The sequence below is a fragment of the Halobacillus sp. ABR2_026 genome, from assembly GCF_056158545.1.
This window is the reverse complement of record NZ_JBSWTM010000001.1, coordinates 1,521,271-1,541,471: the sequence shown is the minus strand read 5'-3', so window position 1 is coordinate 1,541,471 and position 20,201 is coordinate 1,521,271. Positions and strand designations below refer to the sequence as shown.

Here is a 20,201-nt window from a genome sequence, read left to right as displayed (position 1 = left end):
TACAAATCTCATAAAAAATAGTTAAAGAGAGGGTAATGTATGACTTACACAAAAGAGCAAATTAAGCAGGAAGTTGAACAAAATAATGTAGAATTCCTACTACTAGAATTCACTGATATGTATGGAGATACGAAAAATGTAGAACTACCGGCTGAAGAATTGGATATGGTCCTTGAAAATGAGGCGATGTTCGACAGTTCTTCCATCTCCGGTTTCTCTGATATCCAAGAAAGTGATATGTATCTCTTCCCAGACTTAGATACATTCCTACTACTTCCTTCTTTGGTCGATGAAGATCGCAGCGCGCGCTTCATTTGTGATATCTACAAGCCGGATGGCACTCCATTCGAAGGAGACCCTCGTTACATCCTGAAACGTGCAATGAAAGAAGCAGAAGACATGGGCTATACCGTAAACGTAGGTCCAGAACCAGAATTCTTCCTATTTAAACTGGACAAAGATGGGTACCCGATTCGCGAAATGAACGACCGCGGCGGATACTTCGACGCTTCACCTAAGGACAAAGGTGATAAAGTACGTCGTGACATCGTACGTACACTGAAAAAATTCGGATTCGAAATGGAAGCTTCCCACCACGAAGTTGCAATGGGGCAGCACGAAATCAACTTCCGTTTCGATAACATGCTGAAAACAGCAGATAATATCCAAACATTCAAAAATGTCGTGAAGGATATTGCAACCAACCATGACTACCATGCAACATTCATGCCGAAACCGATCGCAGGCGAAAACGGATCCGGCATGCACGCGCACCTTTCTTTATTCAAAGATGGCGACAGTGCATTCTACGATGAAGATGCCGCAGATGGCGTTTCTAAAACAATGAAACAGTTCATCGCAGGAATCCTTCACCACGCTCGCGCGATTGCAGCGATCACGAACCCGAACGTGAACTCTTATAAGCGCCTCGTTCCTGGTTATGAAGCACCTGTAAGTATCGCATGGTCTCACTCCAACCGTAGCTGTATGGTCCGTGTACCAACAACACGTGGTCAAGGTACTCGTTTCGAAGTCCGTAACCCGGACCCGACAGCGAACCCTTACCTGACACTTGCGGTATTGATCCAGGCTGGTCTTGAAGGTATCCGTAACGGCTATGATGCTGGTGAAGCTGAGAGCCGTAACTTGTACGAAGTTGAGGACGACAGTGTACCAACACTTCCTACAAACCTGAAAGAAGCTCTTTCTGCTCTTAAGAAAGACGAAGTTCTTCTGAATGCACTTGGCGACCACACAGCCAATGCGTATATCGAAGACAAAGAAGATGAGTGGACTCAGTACTCCTTGCAAGTCAGCAAGTGGGAAATCGATAAATATATGAACAAGTAAGAATGAAAAAAAAGCAGCGCTCCATTAAGGGGCGCTGCTTTTTTGTGCGTCTGTCGTTCTGGCGCGAGTCTCTCTTTTCCACCCAAAAGGTCACCCTGCATGAGGACGACCTTTTTTATTTTTTCATAGGCTCTGTTAAAGTTCAGTGTTAATATTTGCAGCAACGGATGGAAGTGACAATGAATGATAGGATAATAAAAAGGAATTCATTTCCAAGCGTTGAAACCTTTAGATACTCTCCTCTTGTTGGATTATTATTTCGAAACGGAGCCTTTCGCTAAATGGCAGGATTGTTGAAGACTCCGTTTCGAGAGGGTTCGGGGTTCGTTATCGTGTTGAGTGCCAGGGGCGGCTGGGAAGCTACTCGCTTTCCGGTGGGGGAGTGCCGAGCTTCCTCGGGCTACGCCCTGCGGGATCTCGCCGATCTCCTTTCTCCCACGGGAGTCTCGCAGCTTCCCACCCACCCCATTCGATCATGCGAGAAACGAAGCCCTTTACCAACGTTGGATAGTCTTACACTATCCTGGTTTGTAGGCATAAAACGCTATGTATCAAGATTTCCGGGTTCAAGCACCTTGGCTTGGGCGTATGATCCTTAGTATCTCACCAAATAGAATAGCTGATGATTCATGAAAGGGTTTCGAGACCCTGATCTAGCCAAGGGGCGGAGGGGGATGGCGAGACTCCTATCTTAAGTGTCCAGGCGCCTCGTTCAGCGGCGTATGGACTGAGCTGGAGGAGATAAAGGAAACACGAAGAACGAAGGGATTCGATGTTGACTTATCGTACAGAAGCGAGGGAAGTCTCACTAGCCGCTAGGCGCAGAAACCGGATATCTATAAGGAAAAGAGTGCTGGGTCAGACCCCGCAAGGCGTAAGCCTGAGGAGGCTCACCGCGCTCCCGCGGAAAGCGAGTCATCCCCCGCAGCCCCCTAACTCCCACACAAACATCTCGAAGCTGAGTCTTCAAGAAAAGGGAGCTTTAGTTGAATAAGCCAACTATAAAACGAGGAAGTTCCATAAAATTGGAAGTTCCTTTTTTTCAGTAATATCAACACTAAACTTTAACTGAGCCTTCTCATAAGATAACGATAGGAAAGAATCAAGCCTGCGATATAAAAGAACAGGGCAATATAAGCGGGCAGCAGGTGAATGAATGTTGTATAGCCGATCATGATATGAACAAAAATCCCAGCGGCGAAGGCGGGGATTCCACCAATGAGAAACATCCACCAAAACCAGCGCTTTCCCTGATGATATCCCCACAACGCGCTCATTAGGACCAGCGAACCGACACTGAATAGGGCGCTTCCGAACCCAGCGCGATCGTGAGCGATGACAGGAATCAATCGGTCATTGAAGCGTTCAATCAATTCAGGCGGCATGCACAAATACTCGACATCCGTCGGAATAAAGACCCCTGTGACTCCAATATAGGATATGATTATACCGCCAAGCACGAAGGAAAAACCAAGGGCAACGAAACAAAATTGGCCATAGACGCCGAGAAGCCATGTACGATCATTTTTCCGGTTAGTCGATGAGGGCTTTCCAGACAAGCCACGGGATTTGACCCACCCTGTGATATAAAGAGGCAGTAGGATGATCCAGAATAACAGATGCAGCCAGTCGAAATAGCCGTATCCGATAAAAAAGAGAATGCCTAAAAATCCTGCGATGGCGGCAAAATCAATGGCCTGCTTCCCCCATCTCTCTCCCTTTGAAACAGCAAACCTAGCCAGCCACATGTAAAGCAGTCCGCCGGAAATCATGGTCCCCGCCAAGGTCATGCGATCGTGGGCCATAAACCAGAGAATACGTTCATTGAACAGCAGCAACTCCTGCCTGGATATACCGAGAAAGGCTTCATCGTAAGGGAGAATCACTGAGGTCAAGCTGAACAGCAAAGCAAGGAAACCTCCCAGAAAAACCGCGAGCCCGAACAGGAAATACCACATCCATCCTGTTTCTCCTTCGTGTTCTTCGGACCCTTCATCAAGCAGGGCTTCGTGGATCCGTTTCGGCAAGCCCGGCCCTGCTTCCACGTAACCAGAAGATAGCAGCACCATCTTTGCTCCCGACTCGTACAAAGCAAGCGCATCGTCAGGTTCCTCCACTCCACCGACTGTGATGACATCATCGTCCTGCAGCAGGTTCAATGCCTCTTTATGGAGATGCAGATCCTGATCTCGGCCCTTCCCGGATTCTTCTAATACAATTCCTGCAGCCCCTTGAACATGTTCGATTTCAGAGACGTGGCTACTGGGCACTCTAATAAAAACCGGTTTCCATTTAGAAAGGGAATCTACGAGCTGAATGTCCCAATCATGATAGGAAACACTGAACATCCCATGAAAAGGCTGAAGAGTCTGTGCCATTTTTATGATTTCCTCACCGGATCCATGCAAATGAAAGAGATAAGGGATGGATGCATCCATCTTTTTCAGACGGCGAACCGTTGCCTCGAGACCGATCGCTTCTCCGTGGTCAGGAATAAAAAGACACCCTTCTTTCCTTTCAGGAACAGCTGTATGCTGTGGTTCCATTGTTACAGGTCCCACTTCAATCATGCTGAAGCCCAGATTACTGAATGCTTTTGTACCGGTTAACCTTGGATCAATTTTCCCGGACAATCCGACGGGACCGGGGAAAGACTCGCCGCCTATAGAAGTTACGAGTTTTTCCGAAAACTCTTCCCTTCCCAGAAGATGAATGAGTTTACTTCCCCCCGGAAAAGTAGCGATCCGGTTCATAGTTTTATGGATAAATTCCCTTGAAGTTACAGGGGATATTTTTGAAAGCCAAGGCTTGAACATAACATGATAAGACCAATCTGGCATACAATCTTCCTTTGCTTCTATAATCTTCGGACTACGCCTGTACCTGCCAAGCGGTCATACACATTTTTCTTCTCAGTGTTTAGAAATGGATACGTTAAAAAAATTAAAATGGTTAGATTAACAAGGATGAACAGCACATATAGAACCACCTCTGATACGTAGCCAGGCATCCTCACCTGCCATATGGAAAAATGAGCCACCTCCCAAGGAAGAAACTTCATTCCTGTACGGCAGGTGGAACGAAAGATGCTTATGGGATTCCCGCGATCGTCCACTACAAGTAGTCCCGCTTTCTTCTTTCCCCAAGTTCCCTGCCATTTAGATTGTTCACAGAGAATAAAATAGAGGGATACAGGTAGGGTCATCATTAAAAAACCTGTGGATTCAGCGATGAATGGATGACTCGTAAACAGTGGAAAAACATAAGGTTGAAAAACGAAGGCAAGAGTACCTACGCCGAACACGCCATAGGCAAGGATGAGAAGGTAATCCAAAAGAAAAGCATACATCCGCCGTGTAAAAGGTGCATACAACATGCCATCCCCCCCATTGAGAGAATATAGAAAAAAAAGAGGAACCGAAACCGGCCCCTCTTTTTCCTACTTGATCGCATTCGGTCCGTGCAGCATCCGGTTTGTGCGATGCGTCCCGTACCGGTCTTTCAACTCAAGACGCTTCAGCTCCCGTTTCAACTTATTGTAGCTTTTCAGCCGACCGTCCTCGAGCCCGCCTTCTTCGATGGCTTGCTTCACCGCACATCCCGGCTCTTGCTCATGCTTGCAGTCTCTGAACTTACAGGAAGCACTCAACCTGTCGATATCCGCAAACGTCTGGTCGACTTCTTCTAGAGCGCCACCCCAAAGCTGCAATTCACGCATGCCTGGCGTGTCAATCATATATGTTCCGTTCGGCAGTTCAAACAGTTCTCTATGTGTCGTCGTATGGCGTCCGCGCTGGTCTTCTTCGCGTACGCCTTGGGTGGATTGTTTCTCCATACCCAGGAGATGATTGATGAGTGTTGACTTTCCGACACCTGAAGAGCCGACGAGGGAGATCGTCTCGTCCACTCGGAGTTCAGTTGAAAGTTCATCAATACCTGCGCCTGTCAAACTATCGACAGCATAAATGGGAACACCTGGGGCAACACTTTCAACTTCAGCTGTTTGTTCATCCACCGTTTCGCACAAGTCCCTTTTGGTTAATACAACGACAGGACTTGCCCCGCTCTCATAAATCTGTTGTACATACCGCTCGATTCGTCGCACATTGAATTCCTGGGTCAAGGCGGTGACGATAAACACGCGATCGACGTTCGCCGCAATGATCTGCTCCTGGTGACTCCCTCCCGCTTTTTTTCGGGACAGAGCTGTCCGCCGATTGAGCACGCGATGGATTTTCGCACGCTCACCTGCATCATAAGGTTCAAATACGACCCAGTCCCCGACGGCCGGATAGTCTGCGTCTCGCTGAACGTGGTGGTGAAATTTGCCCGAAACTTCTCCGTTCCGCTCCTGATCGTCACCGACGACAGTATAAAGTCCGTGGGTCAGACGTGTCACTCTCCCGACCTGTTCTTCTTCATTCAACTGCTGTTTGAAAAAATCTGATAAATCGTTCCGTTTCATTAAATTCCTCCTGATTTTGGGAGGACGTTACGAGTGATGTCCTCCGTGATTGATGGGTTGCTTGTAAGATTGGTTCGTTACATTTGCCATAAAACATCACTCCTAACTTTTTGATGGTACCTATTATATCAGAAAACCCCACTTTTGACTCATATTTATCCGCGGGAAACCGCTTTTTTCGCAGAAACGGCAGCAAAAGTTATAGTAATGGTACATACGATGAGGATGGCGAATACCCCTTGCATCAAATCCCAGAATAACCAGCCATCGATGAGAGCTGTCCGCATACTTTCAAAAATATAGGTCGTAGGATTGATAGTAGCTGCGATCTTCAACCACTGCGCATCGATCAGCTCATACGGCACGAACGTCGTACTGAGAAAAATGAGCGGAAAAAAGATGAACGTCCCCGCCTGAGCGGCCTGGGCATTGCCTGTTCGGAGCGCGACGCCTGCCGAGTAACCGGCGAATGCAAGTCCCCATCCGACAGCAATGAGCAGCACAAACAAGAGACCACCAACCCCGGTCACCACTTCCAGACCGAGTAAAAAGGCTATGCCAATGATCAAAAGCGTCTGCACGACCAGCTGCAGCATGCCGGCAATAATCGGTCCGAGTACGATCGCGAGCCTCGAAGCCGGCGTCAGCAGCAGTCGTGAGAAAAAGCCATTTTCAATATCCTTGACGATACTCTGTCCCGCTCCACCGGCCCCGCCGATCGCTGCAGATACGATGGAAACCGGCAGGATGAAAGCCAGGTAATTCGCACCTTCAAAAGTCGGAAGCTGGGAAATTCCGCTTAACCCACCTTCATAAACGAGGAGAAAGAAAGCCGATATAATCAAATTGGGGATGAACGAAAAGGGGTTCCTTACAGTTGTTTTAATGTTTCTTACCGTCATAATCCACGTATCTTTCCATAGAGGGTTTCCCATCGTTCATTCCCCTCCTTTCTTTTCACTCGTTATTTTAAGGAATATATCATCCAATGTCGGGGATGAGAGTTGGATATCCTCAATTCCAATAGCTTCCTGATCGAAAAGACGGATGACTTCAAGCAGCTGCTTTGTTCCTTCTTCCACGTAGATGAGCACTTTCTCCTGACGGCTGATCACATCGACGTCATTCATGGTCGAACGCAATAGACCCAAAGCTTCGTCCAGTCTGTCAGATTCTTTCAAGGTCAGGGTGATCAAGTCACTGCCGATTTGTGCTTTCAATTCTTTCGGGGTCCCGGTCGCTACGATTTCTCCATCATTGATGATGCTGATTCGATGCGCGAGGGCATCTGCTTCCTCCAAATACTGAGTCGTCAAGAAAATCGTTGTCCCCACTTCTTCATTCAGTCGCCGCAGCTCTTCCCAAATGGCCATCCGGTTAGAAGGGTCGAGTCCTGTCGTCGGTTCATCCAGGAAAAGAATTTTCGGTTCATTGACGAGTGTCAATGCTAGATCGAGACGTCTGCGCATCCCTCCTGAATAATTGCCAATGCGGCGACCTGCTGCTTCGGTCAGCTGGACAATCTCCAAAAGCTGCTGCGCACGTTTTTTGCCTTCTTCCTTTCGAAAGCCAAAAATGAAAGCTTGCAGTTCAAGCATCTCTCTTCCCGTAAGGTCAGGATCAACTCCTGTTTCCTGGAGAGCCACCCCTATGTGACGTCTGACTTTTTCAGGATTTTTGCAAACGTCATGACCGGCTACTTCCGCCTTCCCACCTGTCGCATTTATGAGAGTGGTCAGAATTTGCACAGTCGTCGATTTCCCAGCACCGTTCGGTCCGAGAAAAGCGAAGAACTCTCCTTCCTCTACTTGGAATGAAACATTCTTCACAGCTTCGACATGCCCTTTTTTAAACGTTTTGGATAGTTGATCCACCACAATTTTTCCATTCATGAACATTCCTCCAGTCTCATACCTTTACTATATCCTGACCCTCTTCATCTCACGAGGTCATGGGAAAAGCAATCAGGCGAACAAAATTTCTAATCCTAATTTCTTTGGCAGAAAGGTTTCAAAGTATTACACACGGGGTATCTTTCACTTTGCCCCCACAGAAAACCAGTCAAAACTAGACGGTTTTCACGGTTGATTCATGCTTTCCCAGCATGATAAGATCATTAAAATAAGAATTTTCAGAATATAAACAGGAGGTGAATCCCATGGAACTTACGCAGTTGTATCCCTGGTTGATGCCTGCCCTTCTGATCATCAGTATCGGCACACTTATCGGCTCTTATGTAAGCTTCAAAACAGAAAAGTATTTGATGTTAATGGCTATCGGAATCGTACAGACATGTATCAGTACGATGCTTGTAACAAGTGTTGCTCCTCTATTGTTCGGACTCGGGTTAACCCAACTATATGTAGGAATCGTTAACATGAAAAGGGTGAAAGCCGTGAGACATGAGTGATCATTGTCTTACAGGCTCTTCACCCTTTTTTCAATATACATACACAAATCTCCCAACGTCGTGAATTTCTCCAGTTCCCTGTGTCTCACCCATTCCTGATCCGACGTATCCGCAATTCCCCAATGCTGAAGGAGAGCCGCATATGCTTCCAGGAATTTCGTCCGGTTCCCTTCAAACACAACAGCCAATTCACAATTGGTCGTTAAATGCTCCATTGGATGGTCATACGTCCCTTCCATAAAGTGATGGACATAATAAACAACGCTGCGGTAGATCGCTACGGTCCTTTGGGCGTCCTCTTTATTTTTCCCATTCGTTTTCTTTTCTTGAAAACCTTTGAAGCTGTAGACTTCTCCCATTACCCCCACCTCACTTTTTTCTATAAATTTATATTTCTTTTCACGGAATCGTTAATCCTTCAAAAACAAGGATAAACTTTGTAAAACTTTTTTATGCTCATAGATAGGAAACTGTTATGGTATCCTTTAGAAAAGAGGAGATCAAGGGAGAGATAACGACATGATGAAGATAACCAATAGGTGGATGATCCTTCTGCTGCTGGCTGCTGCAGGGTGCAGCTCCCAAGCTGGCGCTGAAGATACTGCCGAGGCGGACGTTGTGGAGGAAGCCGGGCTGTTCACGAAAGGGGATAAAGAAGAGAAACAAACGGACGATATGCAGCTGACGCTTACCGGCGCCTCCTACCCGTTTACAACCAAGGATTACCCGATCCTCTCCCGTTACATACAAAGTGATCAACAACCGGAGAAGCTGTTGAATGCTCTTCCTTTTTCAAAAATAAACGAACACCAATACTTGGTGGAGTTCGCCTGCCATAAAAAAAGATGTTCCCACTTGATGATTGATTTCGAACAAAAACATTCGTTCCTCATGAGCGATCTTAGTGAACTCGTGGGGCAACAGATGTCTCCCGACCGGCAGTACACCGCCTTCCTTTTCGAGCGGAACTATGAAGGAGCTTCCAAACATCAGCTCGTAGTCATGAACCTTGATACACTAGAACCGGCAGAGCTTGAACCAGGCGGAGAACACCTGCTTGCAAAACCGAATCAATATCAATATGGCATTCATTCTGTTACTTTTATGGATGGAGAACGAATTCAAATCACCAGTGACGATCCAACGGACATCGAAAGCAAAGAGCTTGTCCGTACACAATGGATCTATAAATAGGAGGGCCGATTCATGAACGAGACGATAGAAACGATATTGAACCATCGTTCGATCCGTAAATTCAAAAACAAACCCATTACCGAGGAGCAGCTGGACACGATCCTTTCTGCCGCGCAGCAGGCTTCAACCTCAAGCTATATGATGGCTTATACGATTATCGGCGTCACCGATGAACAAAAGAAAGCACAGCTATCTGAGATCTCAGGTCAGGCTTATGTGAAAGATAATGGCCACTTGTTAATTTTCTGTGCCGACCTGCACCGTCATACGCTCCATGCTTCCTCCGAAGATTATGAAAAAATGCTCGCCAATTTGGAAAACAGTGAACACTTTCTCGTCTCGGCTATCGATGCGGCACTTGCTGCTCAAAATGCTGCCATTGCTGCGGAGTCAATGGGGCTTGGCATCTGCTACATCGGAAGTATCCGCAACCAGCTGGACAAAGTGGATGAAATACTCGGACTTCCGAAGCACGTCCTCCCCCTTTTCGGCATGGTACTTGGTGAGCCCGATCATGAGCCGGAACGCAAACCAAGGCTTCCGAAGCCGGCGGTTTATTTCGAAAATGAATACAACCGAGAACACAAACAGGAACTGGAAGCGTTCGATGAAAAAATCGCCGCCTACTACAAAGCGCGCAAGACCAACACAAGAAACGATTCATGGACGGACCAGATGCTTCGGCGCTTCACCAATCCGATGCGGATGGATGTGACGAGTGTCGTGAAGAAAAAAGGCTTCAATAAACAGTAAGCGAGGGACTCTATATGCATGAAACGATCGCCCTTCATATTAAAAGCGCCCGCCGGATTACAGTGTTGACCGGCGCTGGTGTATCGACGGCTAGCGGCATTCCGGATTTCCGTTCCAGTGAAGGCCTGTGGACGGAAGACCATGACCGTGAGTTTTACATGTCCACCGATTATTTCTTCTACAATCCTGAGGATTTCTGGAAAAAGTACAAAGCGATCTTCCGGATGAAACTGTTGAAAGATTATCAGCCGAATCCGGTTCACCAATTCATCAAGGATTTGGAAACAGAGGACCGGGACGTATCCATCATCACCCAGAACGTCGATGGGCTCCATTCCCTGGCTGGAAGTTCAAATGTTCTTGAATACCACGGGACCTTGAACCGTTCCAGCTGCCCACAATGCGGCACATCCTATTCTCTGGATGATGTTATGAAAGTGCCCGTACCGATTTGTGATGACTGTGGGTCCGTGCTCAAGCCGGATGTCCTGTTGTTCGGTGACATGATTACGGCACATGAGGAAGCAGAAAAGATAATTCAGGAGTCCGACCTTGTGATTGTAATGGGGACCTCCCTTTTTGTGACCCCTTTCAACTTGCTGCCGTATCTTGCCTTTGAGCAGGAGAACACGACATCGATTATGATCAATAATGAAGCGACCGAAAAAGATCATCTCTTCGACTATGTGGTTCACGAAGACTTGACGACGTTCCTGACTAAACTAAAAGAAAACCTATAAAAAAACGCCTCCTTTCGTGAAGGAGGCGTTTTTCCATTTTCTGTATGACCTGGTACACCAGTAACTGGAAATTATGCAAGCCCGAGTTTTTTGATGAGTGGTTTCAGGGTGAGGCCTTGAACGATCAGGGAAAAGAGAACGACGGAGAAAGTGAGCAAAAGCACTTGTTCCCTTCCTTCGAATTCCATCGGCAGACTTAAGGCAAGCGCGATGGAAAGGCTCCCTCTTAAACCACCCCAGTTGATCAGGATTCTTTCTTTCGATGAGATTTCCTTCACCCAGCCGGTACCGATATAAACGGCAATCGTCCGTCCGATGAGCACAATGGCAATCGCACCGATAATATAGCCCCAGTTGCCGGAAAAATCGATGTTGCGGATTTCAAGACCGACCATAAGAAAGATCAGGGCATTGGCGATCAATGTGATACTGTCCCAAAATGTATTGATGTTGGTCTTTGTCTGTTTGGACATCCCGACCTTCGCCCCATAATCACCAAAGACGAATCCACCGACGACAACTGCAATGACCCCGGATGTGTGAAAATGTTCAGCAATGAAGTAGCTGCCGAAAAATAATAAGGCACTGAACGCGACTTCCAATGGATAATCGTCGTAAATTCGAATCACTTGTGAAAAAATGTACCCGAGCAGCAATCCGATCAAAGCTCCGCCGACAGCGAATTTCAGGAACATGAAAATTCCGCTGCCAAGACCGGCCCATCCCATCTCAATATAGGTCAGCAGATAGATACTCGCAATCTTGAAAAGCACGACCGCGATCCCGTCATTGAAAAGCGATTCCCCTTCCATGACCGTCGACATTTTCTGTTTCACCCCGAGCGACTTGAAAATGGACAGGACGCTGATGGGATCCGTCGCACTCATGAGTGCGGCGAATGTGAAAGCGACAGCGAGCGGCAGATCCAGTAAAAAATAGGTAGCTGCGCCGATACTGAGGGACGATAGGAATGTCCCTAAAAAAGCGAGTCCCATAACGGTCCTCTTTTGTGAGAAAAGATGATGGAACGGTAATTTCAAAGTTGCGTCCCCGAGCAGAATTGGAAGGAACAGTGATATGACGGTGGCCTGGAAAACTTCTGATTGAGTAATATAACTCTCCGCTTCTTCGATAAAAGGCAGCTGAGTCAGTCCGAGAACGAGTCCCACAAGGACGAGTGCCACAGAATCGGGTTCCTTCAATAATTTAGCAATCGCGATCACGGTAACTGATATAGCAAGCAGCAATAATATTTGGATGAATACTTCATGAAATCCGTGCATGAAAACCCTCCCTGAAATGGAAACTTCTTGTTAGTTTTACCCTTAAATCCGTCCGTCTACCCTTCATTCTTAGAAGAAGTCATGGGTTTAAAATCGATGCTCGGACAGCAGCACGGCGATCCTGTCCTCAATTTCTTTGACATCGTCAGCAAGGGCGTGGTTGATCACAATGGAAAAGATCAACGTTTTTTCATCAGCTGTCGTTACATAGCCCGTCAATGAAGATACATCGGCAAGCGTACCGGTTTTGGCATGGACCTTGCCTTCCGCTGCCGTCCCCTTCATCCTTGACCGGAGCGTCCCGCCAGTCATCCGGTCGGTATGGCCCGCTGTCGGCAGGGATTGGAAGAATTCCGGAAACCATTCCTCCTCCTGCACCCTGTACATCAACTGCGTCAATTGATGAGGGGGGATTAAATTGGACCGCGAAAGACCTGATCCATCTCTCATCTGCATCGCATCTACCTTTATGTCCAGGTTTAGCAGTTCATCCTCTACCACTTGAAGTCCTTGCTCCCAGCTTCCCTCTCCGTGAACGATTCTTCCCATCTCCTTGACGAGTACCTCAGCATGTCCGTTGTTGCTGAACTTCATGAAGGGTTGAAAAAGATCATCAAGCGTCATCGAATGGTGGACGACGAGCCGTTCGGCCTTTTCAGGTGTTCCCTTCCTTGCATACCCCTCCTGCTTCATGTGAATGCCATACTTTTCCAGAGATTGTTGAAAAAGTTCGGCCACGAGTCCCGCCGGCTCTGAAATCGCGACCCACGTATGATCAAAAGGATCATCCACAGCGATCCCCCCTTTACGACCACTTCGTTCGTCCCGTGCTTCCGCTCGATATGGAGATCCGTTCCTTCGCTTCCCGATGTGGAAGTCGCTTCATTGGTGATTTGAACATAAGTGTTTTCCGGGATCATCGTGATATGAGGAGACGCACCAACTTCTTTGCCAGGAGATACTTTGACGATAACAGTTCCTGCATCGAAATCTTTATCTGGAGATAATGTAAGGGCAGAGATTTGGGCACCGTAATAAGCAGATTCATCCGCCCATTGAACGCCTTCGGACAAACGGACATCATCGTACCACGTATCATCCACCTTCAAGCCACCGCTCACATCATGAACGCCAGCTTTTTTAAGCTTCCAGGCGATTTCATCGAGGTCCTCTGTCCGTAATGTAGGATCTCCTTTTCCCTTCAAATATAGGTGGCCGTTCAAACGCCCCTGATTCAAGTTTCCGTCCACCCACACCTCGGTGGCAAATGTATACTCAGGCCCCAGAACACCGAGAGCAGCGGCACCCGTAAACAATTTTGTATTGGATGCGGGAACAAGACGAAGGTCGGCATTTTTTTCATACACCACTTCCCCTGAGTCCCCATGCCGAATACTGATGCCGGTAATCGCACCTTTCAGACGTTCATCCCTCAGCACCTGCTCTATCTTTTCTTGGAACGTGGCCGTGTTTGTCGCCCGCCCCTCCTTATGTAAGACAAATGCCCCGAACAGGACGATCAAGGAAGCCAGACACACCAGCATTCGCTTTGTCTTCATTAAACAAGCCCTCCTCTGCACTACTTTCCTATTATTGGTTCCCTAGCAGGCGAGCCTTCATCCAAGGTTGCATGTTTCCAATCATTTCAAAGACTTTCAAACGTTTTCGTAGAGAGAATCTTTCATCCCTGGTAAAGTACAGAGGAAAGAGGTGTTGCTGCGTGGGAAAAATGATCGTACTCATTTTATTAATCGTTACAGGGGGACTGTTTTTGTTATGGAGTCAACAGGACGAAAAAACGGAAGGCTGCTCCGACGATCGCTTTTGTTCCTTTCAGGAACTGAAGGAAGTATATCAGGAAGGGGAAGACTGGGAAGTGGTCACAAGTGAAAAAGGGGACGATCGTTGGCTTGTGAGCGCGATTCATGGAGGTGGGATCGAAGAAACGACCTCAAACCTTGTGGAGGCGATAGCCGGAACGTCTTATCCGTTCTACACCTTCAAAGGACGGCTGGCTTCTGACAATTTCCGAAACCTGCACATTACTTCTACACATTTCGATGAACCAAATGCGCTCCAAATGGTTGAGAAAGCACACAATCATATCGCCATTCATGGAGCAGCTGGAGACAAACAGAAAACACTGATTGGCGGCAGGGACCAGGCGCTTGGAGAAAAGATAATACATGAATTGGAGCGGCAAGGATTTACCGTAGAGAAGGCTCCGGAGCATCTGGACGGGGATCATCCTGATAACTTTACAAACCGGACAATTTCAGGGGAGGGTGTTCAACTGGAAATCACCCGTGGCCAGCGGAAAGCTTTTTATAAAGGTGGGGATATAAGTTATTCATCACGGAAAGACCCTGCGAATCAGACAACTGCGTTCAGTAAGTATATCCAGGCCATAAAGACAGCCATGGAAAAGCACGAACGAGCGGAAAGATAGCGAACAAGGACGAGGGTTTTCGATCTTGCTTGAAATGGTAGCATGTGCAAAAATGTCCCCACTCTTCTTGGTGTCTTTCTCTCCCATAAGATAACCACAGCTGTCACCGTGATGATTTTAACCTTTGTACCTGAAACTTGCGCCTATCGTGCTCCGCTCCTTTTCTCCCCCGGCGCTTCACAAGGTCTTGGAGGCACAGCTTTTGGAGGAATCGCCAAGTGGGTACGACCGGGAGCTCAGAAAAAAGAAAGAATGAGACAGATCATACGCCCAAGCCAAGGTGCTTGAACCCGGAAATCTTGATACATAGCGTTTTATGCCTACACAACCAGGATAGTGTAAGACTATCCAACGTTGGTAAAGGGGTTCGTTTACCCCCTCTTGGAATGGGGGGGTTGGGAAGCTGGGAGACTCCCGTGGGAGAAAGGAGATCGGCGAGATCCCGCAGGGCGTAGCCCGAGGAAGCTCGGCACTCCCCCACAGGAAAGCGAGCAGCTTCCCAGCCACCCCTGACCCTCAACACGATAACGAACCCCGAACCCTCTCGAAATTAAGTCTTCAACAATCCTGCTCTTTTGCGAAAGGCTCCGTTTCGAAATCATAATCCAACAAGATTCAATGGTCACATCGTGAAAGGAGATGATCTAAAGGTTTCGACACTTGGAATAAATCCCCTTTTACCATCCTATCATTCATTATCCCTTCCATCCGTTGCTGCAAATATCAACACTGAACTTTAACAGAGCTAAGAAAAAAGATAAAATCACCATTCAAAATAGAAAAGCTCTTGCTTATGGGATCGTCTCACATCAAATAGGTACCTTCTAAAATCTCCTGAATATCGCTTAACTGCTCGCTGAGAGATAACCCGGCGAAAAAAACCATGACACTCCCTGTGACCAGGGCCCGTCTTAACGGAATCCCTTTCCGTTTATTGACAGCCACCCAGAACACAGCCACCATAATAGATGCAAAAAAAAGGTGATATTCCATGGGTAGTCTATCTGTTTTATCCACGAGCGCCTCTGCCTGCCATGGCTCGTCTTCCGGAGGTTCGTAGAGAATAGATTCTTCCGTCATCCCCCATGAATTGTAGGATTGAACGTAAACCGTTTGGCCGTCTGTCTTTTTAACCTCATATCCCAGCGGTGAATACCCGAGAAGATATGCAAGAATATACGACAAAAGAAATGCTGTTAATACAAAGGCTATATATAAAAGACCTTTTCTCAATTTTTTCAGCTTTTCTTCACTCATGATTGTCCTCCTAAGCCTTATTCTTTAAGATATGGTTTACTATGGACGTACTGCCTTTCCATACGAAAGAGAGTCGGATTTGTTTCATACATCCTTTTCGATGACAAAAAAATCCCCCTTTTCATATAGAAAAGAAGGATTAGTGATGGAGCGTTATCCCTACTTTTATTTCTTGAATGTAAGCCCTGCATGATCAAGCGCTTTCCTAAGTTTGGGCAGAGATGTTTTCCCAATTCCGTGCAGCTTCAAAATCTCTTCTTCATTATAAGTAGAAAGGATTTCTAATGAATGGATACCTTCGTTCTCTAACGCCCTCCTTGCGGGCGCTGCAAGAGTGGAAAGAAACCCGCTTTTCGGCTTTCGCTTTTGTTCGCAAACCGGGCAGGTCGGACAATCACTTGTCTTATGGAATGAATGACCTTGATCGCATGTTCTCAAGCTCATGAGTCCCCTCCTCTATACTTTACTAACGTTTACTCGACTGGCAGGAATAATCGGAATGTCGTTCCCTCCCTGGAACTGTGATGGAGATGGAGGTCGCCTCCATGTGCTCTGGCAAGCATCCGGCTGAGCGGGAGCCCCAGGCCGAGCCCGCGTTCTTTCAATTTCTTCGCTTCCCCCCTGTAAAACCGTTCAAAAATGAGGGTTTGCTCTTCGACCGGAATTCCCGTCCCAGTATCAGAAATATCGATGACGATCCGGTCCCCTTCTTCAAAAACAGCCAGAGCGACCGTCCCCCGGGAGGATGTCACCGCATGATCTGCATTTTGTACGATGTTCATGAGAATCTGCTTCAGGCGGTGGGCATCGAAATGGAACCGTACGTCTTTTTCCAATGGCTTCATTTGAAGCTGTGTATGGGATGGATGCGAGTCCCATTGTTTTTTAAATTCGTTAAGAACAGCGGTCAAACTTTGTTCTTCTTTATGGATGGAGAATGACCCGGAGGCGTACCGGTTGAAACGGAGAAGATCCTGGATCATCATTTGCAGACGTTCAATTTCTTTTAAGGATAAATCCAAATACTCGTCCGCTTCTTCCCCTTCTACGATATCATCCCTCACTGCCTGGATCAGGCCGCTGATCGATGTTACGGGTGTTTTCAAATCATGGGTCACGCCTGCTAATAACTCATTCCTCATCCGTTCAAGCTTTTCCAGCTTTTCGGCCATATCCGAAAAGGAATCCACGAGATCGGCCAACTCTTTTTCTTTTGGCAGGCCGGATAATCGTACCCTGTAGTCCCCTTCACTGACCTGTTTAGCAGCTGCAGCTGTCTCTATGAGAGGCTTGGATACTTTTTTCGTCAAATAGTAGATGACCACCCAGCCAAGAATACCCAACCCCCCAAGCATCGCAGCGAGCAGCCGATATTCCTGATTGAGACTGCCGAGCACCGATTTCTTGTTCACAAGAACGATATAACCCAAGGTTTCAGATTCGTTCTCGATTGGTTCACTGACCACATAAGCCTCTTCGTTCCCTTGCAAAGTGATGGTCGACTGCCTCTCAGTGTATAGCGATTCGGATAAAAAGTCGCCACGGTTGTTGAATGTCCCGCCACGGGTATTCGTAAGCAGGATTTCGCCTTCTGCCGATACGACGATTCCTGTAGGCGGCTCGTCGACTTGAAGCTCCCCTGATCGTTTCGCAAGGATTTCCTCAAACAGTGGTCCGGCCAGGATTCGCCCATTTGTACTGACGACTCGGTCGGCAATTTCCTGGGCGACAATGTGCATCAAATTGAGGCGGTTGTCCACTGTCGTCTGCCGAATCCATACGACGGATAGGATGGCGATGATCACGAGGCCGACCAAAAGGGTTGTCAAATACCTTCTTGACCAGTAATAGAAGATCGTTTTACGGTTCTTTGGATTGTACACGCCACTGATACCCCACTCCCCGGAGAGTTTTGATTTCAAATGGATCGTTTTTGGAAAGCTTCAGCGCTTTGCGGATCCTTTTGATTGATAAGTCCACCGCCCGGTCACTGCCGTCATAATCGAATCCCCAAATTTGATCAAGCAGCTGATCCCTTGAGAACGTCTGGTTCGGATGTTGGACGAGAAATAGAAAAAGGGAGCGGTCTTTGGGCGACATCTCCACCTCTCTGCCCTCTTTTGCCACCGTATGTGCGGCCGGATCAATCCGTAAAGCCCCCAATTGCATCGTGCGATCCTCAACGGTTGGAACCGGCCGGCGGAGCACTGCTTTGACCCGGGCGACCACTTCTTCGCCTACAAACGGTTTCGTTATGTAATCATCTGCTCCCCCGTCAAAGCCCTTTAATCGATGGTCGATTTCACCGAGGGCGGTCAACATGATCACAGGACAGGAGCTTTTCTTCCGGATATCCTCCAGGATCGACCAGCCGTCCACGTCTGGAAGCATGACATCAAGCAGTACAAGATCCGGTCGGGTTTTCGTGAAAGCTTCCAACGCCTCCCCTCCTGAGAATACCTGGTCCACCTGACAGTCATTTTTTTCTAAATATGCTTTAAGGACTCGTGAAATCGTCGGTTCGTCCTCAACAATTAATATTCGGTTCATAACGTCCGTCTCCTTTGAATTTCATTATAAAGGTTTGAAGAGGCAAAAGAAAAAGAATCATGAAAAAAGAAGGCTTCTCCCAAGGAAAAGCCCCCCTTCTGTTTACTCGTTATACAGCCGTATCTTCCGATTCTACGTCATCGGAGGAGTCTTCTGCCCCTTCATGACGAGGTCCTTTGAAGAAATCCAAACCCAGCTCTTCCATTTGATCTTTCGCTTCTTCTCTCGACAATTCTCCGTTTTCCACTTGTTCATGAATATCTTCAAGTGCGGCTTTTTGTTCATCTGTCAAGTCATCCATCCTCTTGTTTTTGAACCCTTTGCCAGGGTGCGGGGGAAGGCCTAGTTCTTCCATTTGGTCACGAGCTTCTTCCTTCGTCAATTCCCCAGCTTCTACTTGTTCTTTGATTTCATCAAGCTGCTGCTTCGTCTCTTCATCGATTTCCTTGAAAGGATGTCCGCCATGTCGTGAGAAAGAACCTCTCTCCTCTCTCAGCTTCTCCATCACTTCATCTTCGGTCAGCTCGCCATTTTTATAAGACTGCAGGAGACTGCGGATTTCTGTCTCTTTGGATTCCACCATTTCCTGCTTCGCTACGGTCTCCCCTTCTGTGTCGGTGGTACTTGAGGCATAGGAGATCCCTGGAATGGCTATAGCCAGCGCCATCGCTCCTGCTATTGCTTTTTTAGATAGTACATTTTTCATGAATAGACCCTCCTGTGGGTGTTTTTTTGTGGTACAACTATATCCTAAAGAAGAAATAAGTCAGGAAAATGTCAAAGCAAAAAATTTCTAGGCAGGGTCCCTGCTAAAAAGTGACTCACATGATTCGTCTGCCTCCGACCCATACTAACCACAGGAGGAAATCGGAATGAAAATAGTACTGATGTCGCTATGTCTCCTAGTCGCCGGCCCTTTGATCCAACAGGATGACCTCTTGATTACTCATGATGGAGAGAAACTTCTCACTGTAAATCGAAATGATTACAAAGCTGAGTTTTTCGGGCGTCCGTTTATTGATAATGAAAAGACTGAACAGCTCATGATCACCTTGGAATCAAGCATCAATGAAAAACCCATCCCGGCTAAAATCGGAGAGAACGAACAAATCATCCCGGGAGAGCCCGGAGCTAAACTTGACCGTCATACCTTCACCGAGCAGTTTCACCGCTACCTCCATGGCACAGGAGAGGCTACCATACAATTACCTGAACTTCCTGTCCATTCAAAGGTCGACAGCGAACTGTTGACAACGATCCGCACGAAGCAGATCGGCCAGTACATCACCTACTTCAACAAGAACAATGCTGAACGTACACACAATATACGTTTGGCTTCAGAAGCCCTGGACAGCCACGTCGTCTTTCCAGGAGAGGTGTTTTCTTTTAATCAGGTTGTCGGAAAACGGACGGTTGAAAAGGGGTATAAGAAAGCCCCCGTGATTGTAAAAGGGGAAGTGTCAGAAGGAATCGGGGGAGGCATCTGCCAAGTGTCCTCGACCTTGTTTAATTCTGTAGACAAGGCCGGTGTAGAAATCCTGCAACGGTATTCGCACAGTAAACGCGTTCCTTATGTCCCTGAAGGACGGGATGCAACGGTCAGCTGGTACGGGCCTGATTTCACGTTCAAAAACCCTTATCAACAACCTCTTTTGATTCGATCAAGAGTATATGGGGGACAAATGAAGGTTAGCATCTATTCTTCAGACATCATCAAACACCCTCAAGAAGAAAAAGACAGCTAAAACAA

At 47.3% G+C, this 20,201-nt stretch carries 19 protein-coding genes and 1 pseudogene; 7 read left to right on the top strand and 13 right to left on the bottom strand.

Annotated elements, in window-relative coordinates; translation table 11 throughout:
• Window positions 1-39: 39 nt before the first annotated feature.
• The gene (locus ACXADE_RS07985) at window positions 40-1,350 is read left to right on the top strand and encodes a glutamine synthetase family protein (protein WP_474979947.1); all 1,311 of its coding nucleotides are present in this window, start codon (window positions 40-42) and stop codon (window positions 1,348-1,350) included.
• 1,064 nt (window positions 1,351-2,414) lie between these two features.
• On the opposite strand, the gene ACXADE_RS07980 is transcribed toward ACXADE_RS07985, so the two are convergent.
• From ACXADE_RS07980 to ACXADE_RS07960, 5 genes are all read right to left on the bottom strand, one after another.
• Window positions 2,415-4,190 (bottom strand): beta/alpha barrel domain-containing protein, encoded by a 1,776-nt coding sequence (locus tag ACXADE_RS07980; protein WP_474979946.1) that lies wholly within the window; start codon window positions 4,188-4,190, stop codon window positions 2,415-2,417.
• A gap of 17 nt (window positions 4,191-4,207) precedes the next feature.
• Window positions 4,208-4,726 (bottom strand): RDD family protein, encoded by a 519-nt coding sequence (locus ACXADE_RS07975; protein ID WP_474979945.1) that lies wholly within the window; start codon window positions 4,724-4,726, stop codon window positions 4,208-4,210.
• A gap of 63 nt (window positions 4,727-4,789) precedes the next feature.
• A complete protein-coding gene (gene rsgA / locus ACXADE_RS07970; RefSeq protein WP_474979944.1) occupies window positions 4,790-5,815 on the bottom strand; it encodes a ribosome small subunit-dependent GTPase A in 1,026 nt (341 codons plus the stop codon).
• 155 nt (window positions 5,816-5,970) lie between these two features.
• Window positions 5,971-6,750, bottom strand: a complete 780-nt coding sequence (locus tag ACXADE_RS07965) for an ABC transporter permease (protein ID WP_474979943.1) — start codon at window positions 6,748-6,750, stop codon at window positions 5,971-5,973.
• 3 nt (window positions 6,751-6,753) lie between these two features.
• Window positions 6,754-7,707 carry an ATP-binding cassette domain-containing protein gene (locus tag ACXADE_RS07960; protein ID WP_474979942.1) on the bottom strand — a complete coding sequence of 318 codons (954 nt, stop codon included), beginning with the start codon at window positions 7,705-7,707 and terminating at the stop codon, window positions 6,754-6,756.
• 266 nt (window positions 7,708-7,973) lie between these two features.
• Here ACXADE_RS07960 and ACXADE_RS07955 point away from each other — a divergent pair, with 266 nt between their 5' ends.
• The gene (locus ACXADE_RS07955; RefSeq protein ID WP_474979941.1) at window positions 7,974-8,225 is read left to right on the top strand and encodes a hypothetical protein; all 252 of its coding nucleotides are present in this window, start codon (window positions 7,974-7,976) and stop codon (window positions 8,223-8,225) included.
• Between the two features lie 8 nt (window positions 8,226-8,233).
• Here ACXADE_RS07955 and ACXADE_RS07950 read toward each other — a convergent pair whose 3' ends face one another.
• Entirely contained in the window at window positions 8,234-8,584 is a 351-nt protein-coding gene (locus ACXADE_RS07950; RefSeq protein ID WP_474979940.1) for a hypothetical protein, read from the bottom strand.
• A gap of 160 nt (window positions 8,585-8,744) precedes the next feature.
• Here ACXADE_RS07950 and ACXADE_RS07945 point away from each other — a divergent pair, with 160 nt between their 5' ends.
• The 3 genes from ACXADE_RS07945 to ACXADE_RS07935 are packed head-to-tail and all read left to right on the top strand — an operon-like array spanning window position 8,745 to window position 10,912.
• Window positions 8,745-9,419: a hypothetical protein gene (locus ACXADE_RS07945; protein ID WP_474979939.1), complete on the top strand. Its 675-nt coding sequence runs from the start codon at window positions 8,745-8,747 to the stop codon at window positions 9,417-9,419.
• A gap of 12 nt (window positions 9,420-9,431) precedes the next feature.
• Window positions 9,432-10,172 carry an oxygen-insensitive NADPH nitroreductase gene (gene nfsA, locus ACXADE_RS07940; RefSeq protein ID WP_474979938.1) on the top strand — a complete coding sequence of 247 codons (741 nt, stop codon included), beginning with the start codon at window positions 9,432-9,434 and terminating at the stop codon, window positions 10,170-10,172.
• A 14-nt stretch (window positions 10,173-10,186) separates the two neighbouring features.
• Window positions 10,187-10,912, top strand: a complete 726-nt coding sequence (locus tag ACXADE_RS07935) for an NAD-dependent protein deacylase (protein ID WP_474979937.1) — start codon at window positions 10,187-10,189, stop codon at window positions 10,910-10,912.
• Between the two features lie 71 nt (window positions 10,913-10,983).
• Here ACXADE_RS07935 and ACXADE_RS07930 read toward each other — a convergent pair whose 3' ends face one another.
• Together ACXADE_RS07930 and dacB are read right to left on the bottom strand one after the other, a co-directional pair.
• Complete coding sequence (locus ACXADE_RS07930; RefSeq protein ID WP_474979936.1) at window positions 10,984-12,195, bottom strand: cation:proton antiporter; 1,212 nt, start codon at window positions 12,193-12,195, stop codon at window positions 10,984-10,986.
• Window positions 12,196-12,282: 87 nt separating this feature from the next.
• Window positions 12,283-13,739: pseudogene (gene dacB / locus ACXADE_RS07925) on the bottom strand (D-alanyl-D-alanine carboxypeptidase/D-alanyl-D-alanine endopeptidase).
• Window positions 13,740-13,924: 185 nt separating this feature from the next.
• Here dacB and ACXADE_RS07920 point away from each other — a divergent pair.
• On the top strand, window positions 13,925-14,644 hold the full coding sequence (locus ACXADE_RS07920) for a poly-gamma-glutamate hydrolase family protein (RefSeq protein ID WP_474982214.1): 720 nt from the start codon (window positions 13,925-13,927) through the stop codon (window positions 14,642-14,644).
• Between the two features lie 804 nt (window positions 14,645-15,448).
• Here ACXADE_RS07920 and ACXADE_RS07915 read toward each other — a convergent pair.
• From ACXADE_RS07915 to ACXADE_RS07895, 5 genes are all read right to left on the bottom strand, one after another.
• Window positions 15,449-15,901 carry a hypothetical protein gene (locus tag ACXADE_RS07915; protein WP_474979935.1) on the bottom strand — a complete coding sequence of 151 codons (453 nt, stop codon included), beginning with the start codon at window positions 15,899-15,901 and terminating at the stop codon, window positions 15,449-15,451.
• A gap of 165 nt (window positions 15,902-16,066) precedes the next feature.
• The gene (locus tag ACXADE_RS07910) at window positions 16,067-16,345 is read right to left on the bottom strand and encodes an RNA polymerase alpha subunit C-terminal domain-containing protein (RefSeq protein WP_474979934.1); all 279 of its coding nucleotides are present in this window, start codon (window positions 16,343-16,345) and stop codon (window positions 16,067-16,069) included.
• 29 nt (window positions 16,346-16,374) lie between these two features.
• Window positions 16,375-17,784, bottom strand: a complete 1,410-nt coding sequence (locus ACXADE_RS07905; RefSeq protein WP_474979933.1) for a HAMP domain-containing sensor histidine kinase — start codon at window positions 17,782-17,784, stop codon at window positions 16,375-16,377.
• Complete coding sequence (locus ACXADE_RS07900) at window positions 17,762-18,451, bottom strand: response regulator transcription factor (RefSeq protein WP_474979932.1); 690 nt, start codon at window positions 18,449-18,451, stop codon at window positions 17,762-17,764. Before ACXADE_RS07900 ends, ACXADE_RS07905 begins: the two co-directional genes overlap by 23 nt.
• A 109-nt stretch (window positions 18,452-18,560) precedes the next feature.
• Window positions 18,561-19,157 (bottom strand): hypothetical protein, encoded by a 597-nt coding sequence (locus ACXADE_RS07895; protein ID WP_474979931.1) that lies wholly within the window; start codon window positions 19,155-19,157, stop codon window positions 18,561-18,563.
• 166 nt (window positions 19,158-19,323) lie between these two features.
• Here ACXADE_RS07895 and ACXADE_RS07890 point away from each other — a divergent pair, with 166 nt between their 5' ends.
• Window positions 19,324-20,196: a VanW family protein gene (locus tag ACXADE_RS07890; RefSeq protein WP_474979930.1), complete on the top strand. Its 873-nt coding sequence runs from the start codon at window positions 19,324-19,326 to the stop codon at window positions 20,194-20,196.
• Window positions 20,197-20,201 lie beyond the last annotated feature (5 nt).

Coding starts and splice junctions, on each gene's coding strand:
- ACXADE_RS07985 (WP_474979947.1), top strand. CDS start 40: ATGACTTACACAAAAGAGCAAATTAAGCAGGAAGTTGAACAAAATAAT.
- ACXADE_RS07980 (WP_474979946.1), bottom strand. CDS start 4,190: ATGCCAGATTGGTCTTATCATGTTATGTTCAAGCCTTGGCTTTCAAAA.
- ACXADE_RS07975 (WP_474979945.1), bottom strand. CDS start 4,726: ATGTTGTATGCACCTTTTACACGGCGGATGTATGCTTTTCTTTTGGAT.
- rsgA (WP_474979944.1), bottom strand. CDS start 5,815: ATGAAACGGAACGATTTATCAGATTTTTTCAAACAGCAGTTGAATGAA.
- ACXADE_RS07965 (WP_474979943.1), bottom strand. CDS start 6,750: ATGGGAAACCCTCTATGGAAAGATACGTGGATTATGACGGTAAGAAAC.
- ACXADE_RS07960 (WP_474979942.1), bottom strand. CDS start 7,707: ATGAATGGAAAAATTGTGGTGGATCAACTATCCAAAACGTTTAAAAAA.
- ACXADE_RS07955 (WP_474979941.1), top strand. CDS start 7,974: ATGGAACTTACGCAGTTGTATCCCTGGTTGATGCCTGCCCTTCTGATC.
- ACXADE_RS07950 (WP_474979940.1), bottom strand. CDS start 8,584: ATGGGAGAAGTCTACAGCTTCAAAGGTTTTCAAGAAAAGAAAACGAAT.
- ACXADE_RS07945 (WP_474979939.1), top strand. CDS start 8,745: ATGATGAAGATAACCAATAGGTGGATGATCCTTCTGCTGCTGGCTGCT.
- nfsA (WP_474979938.1), top strand. CDS start 9,432: ATGAACGAGACGATAGAAACGATATTGAACCATCGTTCGATCCGTAAA.
- ACXADE_RS07935 (WP_474979937.1), top strand. CDS start 10,187: ATGCATGAAACGATCGCCCTTCATATTAAAAGCGCCCGCCGGATTACA.
- ACXADE_RS07930 (WP_474979936.1), bottom strand. CDS start 12,195: ATGCACGGATTTCATGAAGTATTCATCCAAATATTATTGCTGCTTGCT.
- ACXADE_RS07920 (WP_474982214.1), top strand. CDS start 13,925: ATGATCGTACTCATTTTATTAATCGTTACAGGGGGACTGTTTTTGTTA.
- ACXADE_RS07915 (WP_474979935.1), bottom strand. CDS start 15,901: ATGAGTGAAGAAAAGCTGAAAAAATTGAGAAAAGGTCTTTTATATATA.
- ACXADE_RS07910 (WP_474979934.1), bottom strand. CDS start 16,345: ATGAGCTTGAGAACATGCGATCAAGGTCATTCATTCCATAAGACAAGT.
- ACXADE_RS07900 (WP_474979932.1), bottom strand. CDS start 18,451: ATGAACCGAATATTAATTGTTGAGGACGAACCGACGATTTCACGAGTC.
- ACXADE_RS07895 (WP_474979931.1), bottom strand. CDS start 19,157: ATGAAAAATGTACTATCTAAAAAAGCAATAGCAGGAGCGATGGCGCTG.
- ACXADE_RS07890 (WP_474979930.1), top strand. CDS start 19,324: ATGAAAATAGTACTGATGTCGCTATGTCTCCTAGTCGCCGGCCCTTTG.